The sequence below is a fragment of the Mucilaginibacter gossypii genome (assembly GCF_900100945.1).
Lineage (GTDB): Bacteria > Bacteroidota > Bacteroidia > Sphingobacteriales > Sphingobacteriaceae > Mucilaginibacter > Mucilaginibacter gossypii.
Map to the genome: position 1 here is coordinate 218,771 of NZ_FNCG01000011.1, position 15,781 is coordinate 234,551.

General features: G+C 42.5%; 8 protein-coding genes. 4 read left to right on the forward strand and 4 right to left on the reverse strand.

The window, feature by feature from the left end:
• Positions 1 to 4 precede the first annotated feature (4 nt).
• On the forward strand, positions 5 to 538 hold the full coding sequence (locus tag BLS28_RS19705) for a DUF3347 domain-containing protein (RefSeq protein ID WP_091171550.1): 534 nt from the start codon (positions 5 to 7) through the stop codon (positions 536 to 538).
• Between the two features lie 383 nt (positions 539 to 921).
• On the opposite strand, the gene BLS28_RS19710 is transcribed toward BLS28_RS19705, so the two are convergent.
• Complete coding sequence (locus tag BLS28_RS19710) at positions 922 to 4,203, reverse strand: PAS domain-containing hybrid sensor histidine kinase/response regulator (RefSeq protein WP_091171553.1); 3,282 nt, start codon at positions 4,201 to 4,203, stop codon at positions 922 to 924.
• A 132-nt stretch (positions 4,204 to 4,335) separates the two neighbouring features.
• Here BLS28_RS19710 and BLS28_RS19715 point away from each other — a divergent pair, with 132 nt between their 5' ends.
• The gene (locus BLS28_RS19715; protein WP_091171554.1) at positions 4,336 to 5,622 is read left to right on the forward strand and encodes a citrate synthase; all 1,287 of its coding nucleotides are present in this window, start codon (positions 4,336 to 4,338) and stop codon (positions 5,620 to 5,622) included.
• A 344-nt stretch (positions 5,623 to 5,966) separates the two neighbouring features.
• Here the strand turns inward: BLS28_RS19715 and BLS28_RS19720 are convergent, their stop codons facing one another.
• From BLS28_RS19720 to BLS28_RS19730, 3 genes are read right to left on the reverse strand one after another with little or no spacing between them, the layout of a single operon-like run.
• Positions 5,967 to 6,995, reverse strand: a complete 1,029-nt coding sequence (locus BLS28_RS19720; RefSeq protein WP_176844520.1) for a SusE domain-containing protein — start codon at positions 6,993 to 6,995, stop codon at positions 5,967 to 5,969.
• 58 nt (positions 6,996 to 7,053) lie between these two features.
• On the reverse strand, positions 7,054 to 8,643 hold the full coding sequence (locus BLS28_RS19725; RefSeq protein ID WP_091171562.1) for a RagB/SusD family nutrient uptake outer membrane protein: 1,590 nt from the start codon (positions 8,641 to 8,643) through the stop codon (positions 7,054 to 7,056).
• Between the two features lie 32 nt (positions 8,644 to 8,675).
• The gene (locus BLS28_RS19730) at positions 8,676 to 11,699 is read right to left on the reverse strand and encodes a SusC/RagA family TonB-linked outer membrane protein (protein ID WP_091171564.1); all 3,024 of its coding nucleotides are present in this window, start codon (positions 11,697 to 11,699) and stop codon (positions 8,676 to 8,678) included.
• Positions 11,700 to 12,048: 349 nt separating this feature from the next.
• Between BLS28_RS19730 and BLS28_RS19735 the strand changes: the two genes are divergently transcribed.
• Complete coding sequence (locus BLS28_RS19735) at positions 12,049 to 13,185, forward strand: alpha/beta hydrolase (RefSeq protein WP_176844521.1); 1,137 nt, start codon at positions 12,049 to 12,051, stop codon at positions 13,183 to 13,185.
• Positions 13,186 to 13,438: 253 nt separating this feature from the next.
• Positions 13,439 to 15,334, forward strand: a complete 1,896-nt coding sequence (locus BLS28_RS19740) for a RecQ family ATP-dependent DNA helicase (protein WP_091171572.1) — start codon at positions 13,439 to 13,441, stop codon at positions 15,332 to 15,334.
• Positions 15,335 to 15,781: the final 447 nt, after the last annotated feature.

Here is a 15,781-nt window from a genome sequence, read left to right on the forward strand (position 1 = left end):
TAATATGAAAATAATTAAAGGATTTTGTTTTTTAGCGGCTTTAGCCGTTGCCGCTGCATGTAATCAGCCTGCCAAACAACAGGATACTGCTAAAGTGGATACGACAGTTGCTGCAAAGCCTGAAGCGGAAACCCAGGTTGCAGATACAGGTAACACCAGTGATGTTTTTAAGGCTTATATCGCTTTAAAAGATGAGTTTATTAAATCGGACCCCACCGGCATAAAAACAGCCGCTACAGCTTTGGAAGGTAAGCTTTCGGGTATAAAAGGTTGCAGCGAAACAGCTGCTGTGGCGCACCAGATAAGCAATGCAGCAGATATCAAAGCCCAGCGTGAAGCGTTTTTGGTATTAAGTAAAGATGTTATCGCTTTGGTAAAAGGTGCGAAATTCAAGTCGGCGCCAATTTATGTTGATTTTTGCCCAATGGCCGATGGCGGAAAAGGGGGGTACTGGCTTTCGTCAACAAAACCAATTGTAAATCCCTATTTTCCGGAACATATGAAAGAGTGCGGAACGGTGAAAGAACAGATTAACTAAGATCGTTGATCTCACTGATTACGTTGATTTCGTTGATCATATTTAAAGCGATAGGCGATCCCTATCGCTTTTTTATTTTGAACCAGGATTTTCATGATTGAAGGATTTTATGATATTTTAAAGCGATTTGTATACTGATTGCTTCGCTGCCCGTAGACTTCGTCTACGGAGGATTTATGTATGTAGTTTGCAACCACGTACATAGGTTATTGTGACATGATTTCATTAGTGTGCAGGGCTGGAGTTACAAACTCCGGGTATAGTTTATTCGAAGGCATAGGCTTCGAATAGCGGGGACTTCGACTAGCGGAGGTTTTTAAACCTTTAGCCTTTAGGCTTTTACCTTTCGCCTCGATCCAAAATCGAACATCCGAAATCCGAAGTTACACTGATTGCCTGATATGTTTTACCAATTTGCTGTACAGTACTTCAGGAACAAAAGGTTTAGTCAGATAATCACACATGCCCGCTTCCAGCGCTTGTTGGTAGGTTTCGGGCATGGCGTCGGCCGTTAGGGCTATGATGGGCAAATCGGGCTGTTTTTGTTTAATCACCGCCGTTGCTTCAAAGCCGTTCATAACTGGCATTTGCAGGTCCATAATAATAAGGTCATAAGAATTTTGATTAGCCAGGTCAACAGCTATTTGCCCGTTTAATGCTTCGTGAACGTGGGCATTCCAGCGTCTTAAAAATTTGCCGGCTATCATCAGGTTCATTTTGTTGTCGTCAACAACTAAAATATTCATGCCCTGTAAATTGTTGGTTGGAGCATTAGCCGTAACAGCACCCTGTTTCAGAGCGGTGGTTTCGGGGGCGAGGGCGAAATTTATAGCAAAACTAAATGTGGTACCCTTACCCAGTTCGCTTGATACTGCAATTGTACCTTTATGCAGCTCAACCAGCCGTTTGGTAATAGCGAGGCCTAAACCGGTACCTCCATAGTCATTATCAATTACCTGTTGGTCCTGCATAAAAGGATCAAAAACAATGTTGAAGCTTTCGGGCGAAATGCCTATACCTGTATCGGCAACCGCAAATTTAATATTAACGGTGTTTGGGGTTATCACATCCTTATCCAACCGGATAATAACCTTACCTGTATGTGTAAATTTAATGGCATTACTGATCAGATTATTAAGTATCTGACTCAGTCGCATCGCATCACCAATTAAATCTCCGGGAATGGTATCATCTGCTATCAATTCAAGTCTTAGTTTTTTTTCGGCCGCCTTCGGCTCAAAAGATTGCTTTATTTTATGGATTAGCTGGTGAATGTTGAACCGTGAGTTATTTAGTTGCAGTTTGCCAGCCTCAATCTTATTATAATCTAAAATGTCATTGATAATGGCCAGCAGGTTTTCGCCCGAAAACTTGAGCGTATTGAGGTATTCCACCTGGTCGGGCCTTGGGTTTTCGTCAAGTAACAGGTTGGTTGTGCCAATAACCGCGTTCATCGGCGTACGGATCTCATGGCTCATGATGGATAAAAATTCCGACTTGAACTTAGACGACTTTTCGGCCATTTCTTTAGCCCAGATCAGGTCCTGCCGCGCTTTCTCCTGGTCTGTTATGTCTTCGCCAAGCGCTGTGGTCTCCTTAAAAACGCCGTTTTCGTCATAAAAAACCGTATTTTGCCAGCTTATTATCCGTTGCTCGCCGTTACGGCAAATAATAGGGTTAATGTAATGCGGTAAAAAACTGTCATTTATAAACCAGTTCTTTAAAAAATCTTTCAGATCATCGGGAATAAAATTGTCCATCCAATTCATGCCAATGATCTCGGCTTGACTATATCCTACCAGGTTTGCCAGGTATTTGTTGCAAAAGGTAACAATGCCACTGTCGTTAACCGTTATTGCTATCATATTAACAGTTTCTAATACCCGCCGGTATTTGCTTTCAACGTTTCTGAAATCAAGCTCAGCCTGCTTGCGTTCCGTAATATCCTGCAGGGTACCTATAATTTTACGCACACTTCCGTCGTCATTATACAGACGTTTGCCCGCTATAATGCTCAGGTGTTTGATATTGCCGCCAGTAGTTATGATGCGGTATTCATAGGATGAATCCATGTTGCTTAACTCGTTACGCAATAAGCTCCTGACAATAAACCTGTCGTTAGGATGTACATGCTTAAGCAGCAACTTTATAAAACAGCGCTGGCATGAAGAGGTATCCTGGTTAAGTTCATAAATGCCGTTCAACTCTTCCGACCAGGACAGGCGACGCGACGCGACGTCATATTTCCAGTTGCCTATTTTAGCAATGGCCTGGGCTTCCATCAGTTCAAGCTGGCTTAGTTTAACCGCTTTATCGGCAAGGCGGGCCTCGGTAATATCCTGGATAATGCCAAATGTGCGTGTAACTGTGTCTGACAGTAATTTCTTTTCGCCGCGTTGGATCCTGATATATTTTAAGTTGCCCGCCGGTGTGATAAATTTATGCTCAAGTTGGTTTTGTGTTGTTGTGCGGATGGATGCAAGGTATTCAAAAACGTTCTCCCTGTCGTCAGGATGTACCAGGCTTATATAATATTGAAAGTGGTTCATGCCTGTGGGGATATCTTCAATCCCGAGCAGGTCATTGAGGTTGGCCGACCAAAATGTTTCCTTACTCTCGTGGTCATACCACCAGTTGCCTATTTTAGCAATGTTTTGAGCTTCCAGTAACTGATCTTCGTTTTCTTTAAGGGCCCGTTCATATTTCTTTTGTTCGGTTATATCCACTACTGAAGCCGAGATCCGGCCGGTATAACCTGTTGTTTTATCAAATACGGGGGTAAAGTTAGCTGTAAAGGAATGTCCGCTTTCGTAGTCTGATAAAAACTCTATTGATATGGGTTTGCGGTTTTCTATTACATAGTTTAAAGCCCTGTCATACTTCTCGGCTTTTTGCGGGCCCACTACCTTATCGAGCGTTTTGCCAATCGCTATCCGCGGATCAACTACGCGCTCGGTCATTTCATTAAACCATACGTTAATACAGGTTTTGTTTTCATCAAACTCAAAAATGATGTCATTTAACGAGTTAATGAGCGCGTTGAGATGATTACGACTTTCACGCAGCTTGGCATCATTAACTATAAGGCTTTGGTTAAGCTTCATTACGTTATTAACAGCATTTTTTAACTGGTATTGATAAGCCATCACCACTAAAAATGAGACATAGGCTATTACAGTGAAAACCCAAATAAGCACTATCAGCACTGCGGGCGAAATGGCAAGCCTGGGTGCGGTAAAATAGGCGGTTATAATAGCCGCAAGGTTAGCTTCGCAGATAATTATGAATTCCCTGCTTTTTTTGCAAAAAAGGGTTAGGGCAATAAAAATGGTTATTGCGCTAAACAGGTACACATGTTCAAACCCGTTTTTGGCAAGTAAAATGCAGTTGTTTATGACCAGGAAAGACAAAACGGTTGCAAAAATCCCCGCTTTGTAAAAAATTTTATTGTTACCGAAAGAAAAAAATAGCGTTATAGCACAAAAAAAACAGTTTATCGCCCTTAGCCAAAACGGATCGTAAGAATTGTGGAAGCAAAGATAGTGTAACGAGGGACTTGCAATAAATAAGCCTATGAGTAAAAGGCGGTAAACGGTAGCTTGGTTTTGGATCATTACCAATGAGTTACCTTTTAACGACATGTTTTGCAGTAATTTTTTAATCAATTATTAACGTCTATAAGCACAAATACAGGTTGTAAAATAATAAATTTGGCCGAAAATTTTTACAAACAGTAAATTATATTAGCGGTTATTAATACGCAGATTTATTTACATTTGTTGCAGATACAAATTTCTATGGCGGAAACAGCACAACTAAAAATTGGTGATAAAACATTTGAGCTCCCGGTAATTGAGGGCACTGAAGGTGAAAAGGCAATCGATATTTCTAAGCTTCGCGATCAAACCGGTTATGTAACACTTGACATCGGGTACAAAAATACAGGCGCTACCAAAAGCGCCATTACTTTTTTAGATGGCGAGCAAGGAATACTTAAATATCGTGGTTATCCAATTGAGCAGTTAGCCGAAAAATCATCATTTATTGAAGTTGCTTATTTGCTGATCTATGGCGAGCTGCCATCTGCCGAAAAGCTAAAATCTTTCCAGTACGAGCTAAGCCGCCATACTTTGGTGCATGAGGACATGAAAAAGTTTTTTGATGGTTTTCCGTCAAAATCGCACCCGATGGGGCAGTTGTCGTCATTGGTATCTGCATTATCGGCTTTTTATCCCGAATCATTAAAGCCATCCCAAACCACCGAAGAACTTAACCAAAGCATTATTAAAATGCTTGCTAAAATGGCTACCGTGGTCTCGTGGATCTATAAAAAATCGTTAGGGCACCCTGTTATATATCCCCAAAATAAATACGATTACGTTACCAACTTCCTGCACATGACTTTTGGTCAGCGTACAGAGGAGGTGGAGATCGATCCGGTGGTTATTGATGCTATGAACAAGCTGTTAATTTTACATGCCGATCATGAGCAAAACTGTTCTGCTTCTACCGTTCGTATAGTAGGTTCGTCTGATTCCAATATTTATGCTTCGGTATCTGCAGGTATTTCAGCGCTTTGGGGACCATTACATGGCGGCGCCAACCAGGCTGTAATTGAAATGCTGGAGAAGATCAAAGAAGATGGTGGTGATACTGATAAATGGATTGCTAAGGCTAAAGACAAAAACGATCCTTTCCGTTTAATGGGTTTTGGTCACCGTGTTTATAAAAACTTTGATCCGCGTGCAAGGATCATCAAAAAGGCATGTGATGATATTTTAGAAAAACTGGGCATCAACGATGAGGTATTGGAAATAGCGAAAAAACTGGAAGAAGTTGCCCTGAAAGATCCTTACTTTGTTGAGCGTAAACTTTATCCTAACGTTGATTTTTACTCCGGTATCATTTACCGCGCCTTAGGCTTCCCTACAGATATGTTCACTGTACTGTTTGCGCTTGGCCGTTTACCAGGATGGATAGCTCAGTGGAAAGAAATGAAAGAAAACAAAGAACCTATCGGTCGTCCGCGCCAGATTTACGTTGGTGCCACCTCTAAAGAGTATGTGGAGATAGCAAACCGGTAAATTTATATGGTTCATAGTTGATGGATCATAGGTCATAGAAGAAAAAAATTACTTAAATAAAAAGGCGATGGGGGATGACCTCATCGCTTTTTTCGTCTTAACCTTGATTTTTAGGATTTGAGAATTTCCTTGATATCATATGCTTTTGGGGGATTGATCTTATCAAAAGAAGAGCCATGTTAATATTCGTGGTTAATCAGGTTATCTTTAAAACGTTGAAATCACCGTATTTTCAATCATCCTATAATCCTAAAATCAGGCAAATCAAGGTTCAGATAAGAAACCCCGCAGGTTTTCACCGTGCGGGGCCATATAAATAAATCAATCAACTGAAGTGGTTAAGCTTAAAGCTTAATAATAGTAAAGGTGTTGGCCTTAGTATCTAGTACTATTTTGTACGTACCGGCGGTTGTTATGGTATAATTACCTCCGCCTGGTGTAAGCGCCGCTGGCGTTCCGCCTAAGTTTAAATCCCAGCTGTGATTAAACCTGAATTTCATATCCTTGCCGGCAATTAAAGCAACTGTAACGCTCCAGGTTTTGGTGGTGGCATCATAAAGCATATCTGTATCGGTACTCCAGCCGCCGGGGGTAGCATCGCCGATAATGCTCCAGAACACAGGGGTAGCAGTAAATGTGCCTTTTGTTTTATCGTTTTGATCAATAACAGCATGCAATGCATAGTATCCTGCGGCAGGTACTGAAAGGTTACCGCCGGTAGTACTTATTTTTCCGCTGCCTGCATCTCCGTATGCAACGTCCCATACCTTTTTAGGAGTAAGTTTAAATTCAAGCTTACCTGCAGGGAAACCGATATAACCATCATACACACCGTCATTATTTGGCGAAGTAAGACTATCGGCAGTTTTGGGGTCCCATCCCTGGTAAGCACCGGGAACATAAATATAGCCTGTACCTTGGTATGGTAATACAGTTAATGTAATAACGTTTGAGTAGGTAGCAGCCAGGTTTGGAGCCGCTGATGATTTAATGCGCACCTCAACTTGCGATGGGTTGTCATAAGATAGCTTCAATGCTGTTAACATATCGTTAAGCACACCCACTTTAAGCGTTTGGGTAAGCTTATCGGTGCTTACTTCTCTTGCGTTTTTAAAACTATTGCCTTTTACATCTAACTGTATAGTATAGGTGATAGGGGCATTGTAACCAGTTACCGGGGTTGCGGCCCAGCTAAAGGTAATAGCATCATTATTAGCGTTGGGCTTTGAAAGTTCAGGGGCGGTTGTTGTTGATGTTAAAGCGCCTACTTTGCCCACGTTTGCTACAACCTTTACTTCATCTTTTTTACATGATGCCAGCATCAGCAGCGCGATACCGCCAATTGCCAGGAGCGTGGTAAATATTTTTTTCATATCCTTTTTAGGTTTTATGGTTTTGCGGGAGATGCTTGTGAACATCTCCCGGTATATTTTAATATCCTGTATTTTGTTTCAGATTAGGGTTGGCTGCAACATCACTTGTTGGTAATGGATAAATGGTGCGGTAGCTTTCAACACCTTTGCCATCTTTCGAGCCGCCTTTAAAAGGCCACAGGTAGCTGGATTCAACAAACTTTTTGTACCTGATCAGGTCGGTACGGCGGAAGCCTTCCCAATACAGTTCGCGGCCCCTTTCATCGAGGATCTGGTCTGTTGTGATGCTGGTTACATTGCCGCTTGCATTGCCATAGGCTCTTTCACGCAGCTTATTGATATAACTTACAGCAAGGCCCATATCGCCGCCTGTGCCGCCCCTTGTTGTTGCTTCGGCATATATTAAGTATTGTTCTGCAAGCCTGAAAATGGGAAGGTCCATATCTGCATAATCAAGGCTTGAACCCGGTTTGCCATCCGCTATTTTCACGTTTTTGAATTTTGAAATAGCATATCCATCTGTAAAGGTGCTGATATCTGAAATTTCAAGGTTTTGCCCGTTGGTATAAAACTGGGCACGTTTATCGGCACTTGAAGCACCATTTGGAAACAGGTTTACCAAAGCTTTGGTGGTACGCAAACCAGCCCATCCGCCGCTAATACCATAATCAGCCGCCGGCATTGAGCCACCAACAGGCGCGTGGGTCATAAAGGTAGCACCGCCGTAGCTTTGCGTGCGCAAGCCATCGTAGTTAATGGTTAAGATAAACTCATCTGTATTTACGTTATTGTCGGCGCGCATCAGTTTAGTATAATCACTGATCAATTTGTAACCGCCGTTTTCAATAACTTTCTTTGAGTAAGTGATAGCGTCAGTATAACGTGCAGTGCCAGTATAAACTTCGGCATTCAGGTAAATCCTGGCCAGCAATGCCCACTCGGCAGCCTGGTCGGCACGACCATATTCGTTGGCCCGGGGTTTTGCTAAAGTTCCGTCAATCGCTTTGAGTTCACTTTCAATATAATTAAATAGGTCTTTGCGGGTTATTTGTTTTGGTAAGGTTGATCCAAGGGCATCATTTTCGGTAACAAACGGAGGATTTGCAAAAAGGTCCATTAATACCGAATACTGATAAGCTCTTAAGAAACGTGCCTCAGCAGCATACATTTTTATATTGGTGGCATTAGCTCTTGAAATGCCCCTGCTGCTCAGGTTAGCATCTGTTGACTGACGAATAAAATCGTTAGCCAGCGTTATCTGGTAAACTGCTCTGTAATAAATGCCTTTCAGGAACAAGTTGCTTGATGACCAGGACATATTGTGAAAGTCGGGCAGACCGGGGTCGCCCCACCCAACTACGGCTTCATCAGTGGGTAGTTCTTCTGCACACCACATTAAACGATAAAAATCGGATGTTCCTTCATCAATACCCTGAACATCGCCATTACCAGCAGGACCTGAATTGCCTGTTAATGCATATGCGGCATATACTTTAGCAAATGCCTGTTTGTAACCTTCCGGAGAATTATAAACCTGTGCCGATGTCAGGTCGTTTGTAGGGATCAGGTCAAGCTTTTTATTGCATGATACTGAACCTGCGGCTATCAGGCCGCCGATTATTATAAGTTTTATTGAATTTCTTTTCATGTTGATTTCTTTTAAAATGATCAGCTATAAGGTTATAGTGATAAATTAAGCCCTAAAACATAGGTACGTGGCCGCGGATACAGGTTGTTATCGATACCTGTTCCTATTTCAGGGTCAACACCTTTATATTTAGTAATTACAAACACATTTTGCACGTTAGCGCTTAATCTTAAGTTTCCGGTATTTTTGAATACTTTACCAAAATTGTAACCTACGTTTATATTGTCCATACGGATAAATGAAGCGTTTTGGATATAGTAATCTGACAGCACATTTTTATCACTGTTTCCGGTCAAACCGCTTTGCAGTACATTGGTTGATCCATTGTTTATAACACCGATAGGGTTAATGATGCTTCTTTGGGTGCCAGTGCTTGAAAACACGTTGTTATATGCGTAGTTTCCTACACTCGCCCGTGCAGTAAAACCTGCCGACCATTTTTTGTAGTTTACATTTGATGTTAAACCAAAGTAGCCTTTAGGATCAGGGCTTTTATAATGGTACAGGTCCTGGTCATTGATCACCCCATCTTTGTTTCTGTCAACAAATACGCCATCAAGAGGCCTGCCGTCCGGGCCATAAACCTGCTGGTACACATAAAATGAATAGCGTGGATAGTTTACTGAGTTGATCTGGATGTTTTGACCGGTTCCGCCAGAAATGCCGCCGGTAGGGCTACCTGCATAGCTTGGATCTGGTGCTATAGTAAGTTTGGTGATTTTGTTTTGGTTATAAGTAGCGTTAAGGCCAACACTCCAGGTGAGATCGGTACTCCTGATTATATCAGCATTGATATTAAATTCAACACCGCTGCTGGTTGCATCGCCAATGTTAGCAACAATCTCGTTTGAGAAGTTTGAACCTGCAGGCTGGGAGATCCTGTTGAGCAGGTTAGAAGTTTTCCTGTGGTAATAATCAATAGTACCGGTAATACGGTTGTCGGCAAAGCCAAAGTCAAAACCAACGTTGGCGGATGTGGTTTCTTCCCAGGTTCTGTTAGGATAATAGCCACCCGGGCGGTACAAGTTATAAAACTTATCGCCTAACTGGTACTGAGCAGTATTGTTGCTGAGGTTGTAATATGATATATAGCTATAATTCTCGCCGATATCCTGCTGGCCTGTTTTGCCATAACCTAAGCGCAATTTCAGGTCAGATAAAACTTTTGATCCTTTAAGAAAATCTTCCTGGATCATTTTCCATGCAAAGGCCGCGGATGGAAAGGTACCATATCTTCTGTCTGGTGCAAACTTTGATGATCCGTCTCTTCTTACTGTACCTGTTAAAATGTATTTATCGTCATAAATATAATTTACACGGCCATAAACTGATATCAGCCGGTTTTCGGGTTTATCGAAAGGATAAACTGGTTTTGATACAATTGTACCATCGGCAGTCACATCAGGAAAATTGTAAGTTGTAGTTTTGAAATCCTGGTATGAATAACCTGCTACCGCATCGATATGGCTTTTAATGTCTTTTATATCTTTAGCATAGCTCAGATAGCCTTCAAATATTTTATTTGACTGCAATTGTTTGTATTGAGTGTTTGTACCGCCATGGAAAACCCCGGCGGCATCTTTATATCTTTTATAGCCAGATGCAGCGCTATCGTTTACAAACACAGTGCCACGACCGTTTGATACGTCATAACCAAGGTTCACGTTAGCATGCAGCTCAGGAAGGAAATGGAATTTATAATCTAAGATTAAGTTGCCGATGCTGCGGTAAACATTACTTTTATCATCGCGTTGTTCCAATAAACCAAGCGGGTTTAAAGGCGCGAGTGATTTAAGGCCGTTAACCGAAGATGGGTCAAGCCACTCATAGTATCCGCCAAAACGGTTATTGCCCGAATATACCGGAAGGGTAGGATTAAAGCTAACTGCCGAGCCAATAGCGTCCTGATTGGCAAACCTTTGCTTTACATTTGCGCCTTTAACGTTTAAATTAACTTTCAGGTGATCAGTAAAAAAGCTTGGGCTTAAATTAATAGCACCAGTAAAACGCCTTAATGAGCCGGTTTTTAAAATACCTTCCTGGTTAAGGTACCCTGCCGAAACACGGTATGGTAATACCTTGGTAGCGCCAGATACACTGATGTTATTATCGGTGGTTTGTGCGGTTTGATATATTTGCTTTTGCCAGTCGGTATTTGCTGTACCCAATAAAGCTTGTTGAGCGGTTGTGCCATTAGCTTTAACATAATCACGCAATTGATCGGCGGTTAAAACACTAACTTCCTTGCCTAATTTGGATACGGAAAATTGCGAACTGAAATCGACAGTTGGTTTTCCCTTTTTACCTTTTTTAGTTGTAATCAAAATTACGCCGTTTGATGCCCTATTACCATAAATGGCGGTAGCTGATGCATCTTTTAATACTGAAAACGACTCGATGTCATTAGGATTTATTAGACTTAAAGGGTCGGCAACACCGGATATTTTTGAAGTACCGTCGGCGTTGCGGGCGTTATCCAACGGCACGCCATCAATAACAATAAGCGGGTCGTTGCTGGCAGACAAGGAAGCACCACCGCGAATACGGATCTTGCTACCTGCACCAGGCGCGCCGCTGTTTGATATTACGGATACACCTGCAACCTTACCGGCAATTAATTGCTCGGGGGTAGTAATAACGCCTTTTTGAAAATCTTTAGCGGTTACATTGGTGATTGCGCCTGAAAGATCTTTTTTACGCTGGGTACCGTAACCTATAACTACTACCTCGTTAAGGCTTTTGCTTTCGGGAGCGAGGCTGAAGTTTTCGACCGTAGCACCGTTAACGGTTACTGTTTTTTTGATGGTAATATAACCGATAAATTTTACGCTTAGGGTGTAAGTACCGGCTTTAACATTGTTAATGGCATAGTTACCATTAGCGTCGGTAGTTGAACCAATAGTGGTACCATCGACGGTAACCGTAGCACCGGGGAGGGGCTGGTTGGTTTCGTCAGATACCTTTCCTTTAATACTCCCGGTTTGTGAAAACGCCATGAATGACATCATCAGGAAAGCACAAAGAAGAACATACTTTTTTGAGTAATTTTTTCTCATTTACTTATTGATTTTTATGAATAAAAAAAGGCTTATTTTGCCGTCTATAATTGGTTTATTATTGTGGCCGAAACAGCATGCGACTAATTTACATTTACAAATATCAATTGCAAATTTTATATAAAAGATAATTTTAAAGCGTTTAATTAAGGCTTCTTTAACTTTAAAGAAATACTGAAATTTATTAAAATAGTGGGAAAAATTATTGTTTTTATGCGAAATTTAGATTTAAACGCATATTTGTGAAATAAGTAAGTGTCAGGTGTACACAATAGGTGATTTTACTTTTATGCAACCTATTTCCGGGAACGTTCCCGGCAACGTTCCCGGTTTTTAGCTTTTTATGATAATGAAAAAAATAATTTTCTGCGCGTTTTTGCTTTTTGGACAAAATTTTTTGCTTTTTAGCCAGGTGAAAATCTCCTTTTTTACCGGCAAAATAGCAACCCTGAAAAGCTCGTCTGAACACCTGTTCCTGGCGGGCGATTTTAACGGCTGGAATCCTGCTGATAAAAACTGGGAACTGCTCAAAACCCCGGCCGGGAATTATGTGTTGAACAAAGAACTGCCGGTTGGTATCGTGCATTTTAAAGTGACCCGTGGCAGTTGGAACTCCGTTGAATGCGATGTTGCTGGCAAGCCCATTGATAACCGCAACCTAAAAATAACCGCAGATACAACTATTAAGCTGGACATTGAAGCCTGGCAGGATAACTTTGGCGTACCCGAAAAGAAACATACCGCTACAGCGAGGGTACATTTGATCAGCGAAAAATTTCAGATGCCGCAATTAGGCAGGCAGCGGAGGGTTTGGATCTATCTGCCGGCCGGGTACGATGCAGGCAAAAAGAAATACCCGGTAATTTACATGCACGACGGTCAAAACCTTTTTGACGATTACACCTCAAGCTATGGCGAATGGGGCATTGATGAAATGATGGATAAAATACCAGTACGGCAGGAAAGTATTATAGTAGGTATCGATCATGGAGGCGAGTACCGCATAACCGAGTATGACCCGTATAATTCAAAATATGGTGAAGGCAGGGGAGACGATTATGTTCAATTTTTGATTAAAGAGCTTAAGCCATATATTGATGCTCATTACCGTACCCAAACTGATGCCGCGCACACAACCATTGCGGGCAGCTCCATGGGCGGACTTATCTCGATGTATGCGGCACTTAAATATCCCGGGGTGTTTGGAAATGCAGGAGTATTTTCGCCCGCGTTCTGGATCGCGCCGCAGATTTATGACCAGGCGCAACAGGCTACAATAAATAAAATGAGCCGATTTTATTTTGTTTGCGGTGATGCCGAAAGTGAGAGCATGGTTGCTGACATGCAAAAGATGGCTGATTTGCTGAAATCAAGAGGGGTAAAACCCGAAAATGCGCCGGTCACGATAATCAAAGGTGCAACCCACAATGAAAAGCAATGGAACGGCGACTGGCCTGGGTTTTATAAATGGTTGATGGAGTTTTAATTAACTACCTGTTTTGCGTTAGCTATAGTAGCGGATACCGGCCAAGCGGCTAAGGCCTGCGCAGTATGAGCGGATAGCGCGGACCGAAGGTAACGCCCACAATGATAATTTGGGATTTCAGATGTTCGATTTCGAATTTTCTTTGCATCTGTAAATCCTTAATTCTATAAATTCTGATTCCGACCTTAACGTTCTATCCATAACCCGCCCAAATTTCCCTTAAATTTAATAGTTTTGAGGTCAGCGTTTACCCATGACCATCGAAGAAATATTAAAACAATACTGGAACCATGATACTTTCAGGCCCATGCAGGCCGAGATCATCCAGTCTGTTTTATTAGGAAATGATACTTTGGCGCTGTTACCTACCGGTGGCGGTAAATCAGTTTGTTTCCAGGTGCCGGCGTTGGCTAAAGAGGGGATCTGTATAGTGGTGTCGCCGCTTATTGCGCTCATGAAAGACCAGGTTGAAAACCTGCGGGCCAAAGGCATCAACGCGATATCCATAGTATCGGGAATGGGTCGCCGTGAGATAGACCTGGCGCTGGATAATTGCATTTATGGTTCGGTAAAGTTCCTGTACCTGTCGCCCGAGCGCCTGCTGAGCGAATTGGTGCGCGAGCGGGTGAAGTACATGAAAGTAAACCTTTTCGCGGTGGACGAGGCGCATTGTATTTCGCAATGGGGTTACGATTTCAGGCCGCCGTACCTGCATATTGCCGATCTGCGGGAGCTGCATCCCAACGTGCCCGTGCTTGCGCTTACAGCAACAGCTACCGCCGATGTTAAGGCCGATATTCAGGAAAAGCTAAAATTCAAAAACCCGGTAGTTTACCAGCAAAGTTTTGAACGACGCAATATCCGTTATGTGGTGCAGCATGAAGAAGATAAGTTCCGTAAAATGCTCAATATCGTACGCGGTGTTAAGGGAAGCGGCATTGTATATGTACGGAGCAGGAAGGAAACTTTTGAGATAGCAAAGTTCCTGACGGATAACGGTATACGGGCCGATTATTACAACGCAGGCCTGACTGTTGACCAGCGCGCCGAAAAGCAGGAGGCCTGGAAAAATAACCGGGTACGGGTGATTGTAGCTACCAATGCTTTTGGTATGGGGATAGATAAGCCGGATGTACGGTTTGTGATCCACAAGGATATCCCGGAAAGTTTGGAAGCCTATTACCAGGAAGCCGGCCGGGGCGGGCGCGATGGTAATAAAGCCTTTGGCGTGCTGCTATATAACCCTGCCGATAAGCTTAAACAGGAAAAGATGTATGAGCTTAATTTTCCATCGGTTGAGGAAATTAAGCAGGTATACCACAACCTGGCCAATTATTACCAGGTGGCTTATGAGGCCGGCGAGGGTTTAAGCTTTGATCTCGACCTTGGCGAATTTTGTAGCCGCTTTAAACTCGATGCTATTAAAACACTCAACGCCCTTAAGTTTTTAGAGCGTGATGAATACCTGGCTTTTAACGAAAGCGTATTTTTGCCCTCGCGTTTTCAGTTTGAGGTAGTTAACGAACAACTATACAACTTCCAGATCCAGAACGCCGGCTGGGACCCGTTTATCAAAACCCTGCTGCGCTCATACGGTGGCGCGTTTGAAAATTATGTACGTATCAAGGAGTTTGATATCGCAAGGCGAACAGGTTTAAGCGTTCAGCAGGTTATTGAGGGGATGTTACAGTTGCAGCAATACGGCCTGATAAGCTATATGCAGCAAACAGATAAGCCCCAGGTTACCTATTTAAAACCACGGATACAGGGCAGTCACCTCACTATCGACAGGAAATATATTGAGCAGCGCAAAGAAGTGTACCGTCAAAAAATGGAAGCTGTTTTTGCCTACGCCATTCATAAACGCTGCCGGAGCCAGATGTTGCTGGCTTATTTTGATGAGCCAAATGGTCGTAAATGTGGGATCTGCGATGTTTGCCTTGAGGAAAAACGCAGGGTAAATCAAGACGAAATTTTCGACAACATCACCACCGAAATAGTACAATTGCTTAGTATTAGCAACCCCGATATCGGCGGACTGATAACCGGGATCAACATCGGTACCGAAAAAGAAAAAATGGAGGCCGTACGCCTGCTGCTCGATGCAGGGAAGATTAAGACCGACGGTGAGGCTTATTATTTAAGTTGATCAAATAATAAGCATTTTATGCTCCACTGTCGTCCTGAACTTGTTTCATGATCCCACAAGAGAAGTCTACATCTTTGATCGGCGCGCGTAAATGTAGCACGTGAGGTGCCGAAACAAGTTCACTGTTGTCCGGTAAAGTTTGTTATTGTTATAAAAAGACTGCATTATGATATAAAAAGAAGGATTTAGGTTTTAAAGCGGATGTCCAAGCCCCCCCAATTTTAGTTGCCGTGAGTGATTTGTTGACATGACGGACAGTTTCTCCGGATCGTTCAGAAAGTTAAATAGGTGGATATAACTCATCAGATGGAGTCTTATAATAGAACTCAGATTAGAGAAAGACCATTGTCTTTTGAGTTGTACCTGGACAATTTTGATTAGAAGATCGGCAATAAAAGCGCACCATATCTGTATTTTGATTGCATTCTCATTATCCCCCAGGAAGTA

Excerpts from the sequence above, each read along its gene's own strand:
- BLS28_RS19705 (WP_091171550.1), top strand. The coding sequence starts at position 5 with ATGAAAATAATTAAAGGATTTTGTTTTTTAGCGGCTTTAGCCGTTGCC.
- BLS28_RS19735 (WP_176844521.1), top strand. The coding sequence starts at position 12,049 with ATGAAAAAAATAATTTTCTGCGCGTTTTTGCTTTTTGGACAAAATTTT.
- BLS28_RS19730 (WP_091171564.1), bottom strand. The coding sequence starts at position 11,699 with ATGAGAAAAAATTACTCAAAAAAGTATGTTCTTCTTTGTGCTTTCCTG.
- BLS28_RS19740 (WP_091171572.1), top strand. The coding sequence starts at position 13,439 with ATGACCATCGAAGAAATATTAAAACAATACTGGAACCATGATACTTTC.
- BLS28_RS19720 (WP_176844520.1), bottom strand. The coding sequence starts at position 6,995 with ATGAAAAAAATATTTACCACGCTCCTGGCAATTGGCGGTATCGCGCTG.
- BLS28_RS19715 (WP_091171554.1), top strand. The coding sequence starts at position 4,336 with ATGGCGGAAACAGCACAACTAAAAATTGGTGATAAAACATTTGAGCTC.
- BLS28_RS19725 (WP_091171562.1), bottom strand. The coding sequence starts at position 8,643 with ATGAAAAGAAATTCAATAAAACTTATAATAATCGGCGGCCTGATAGCC.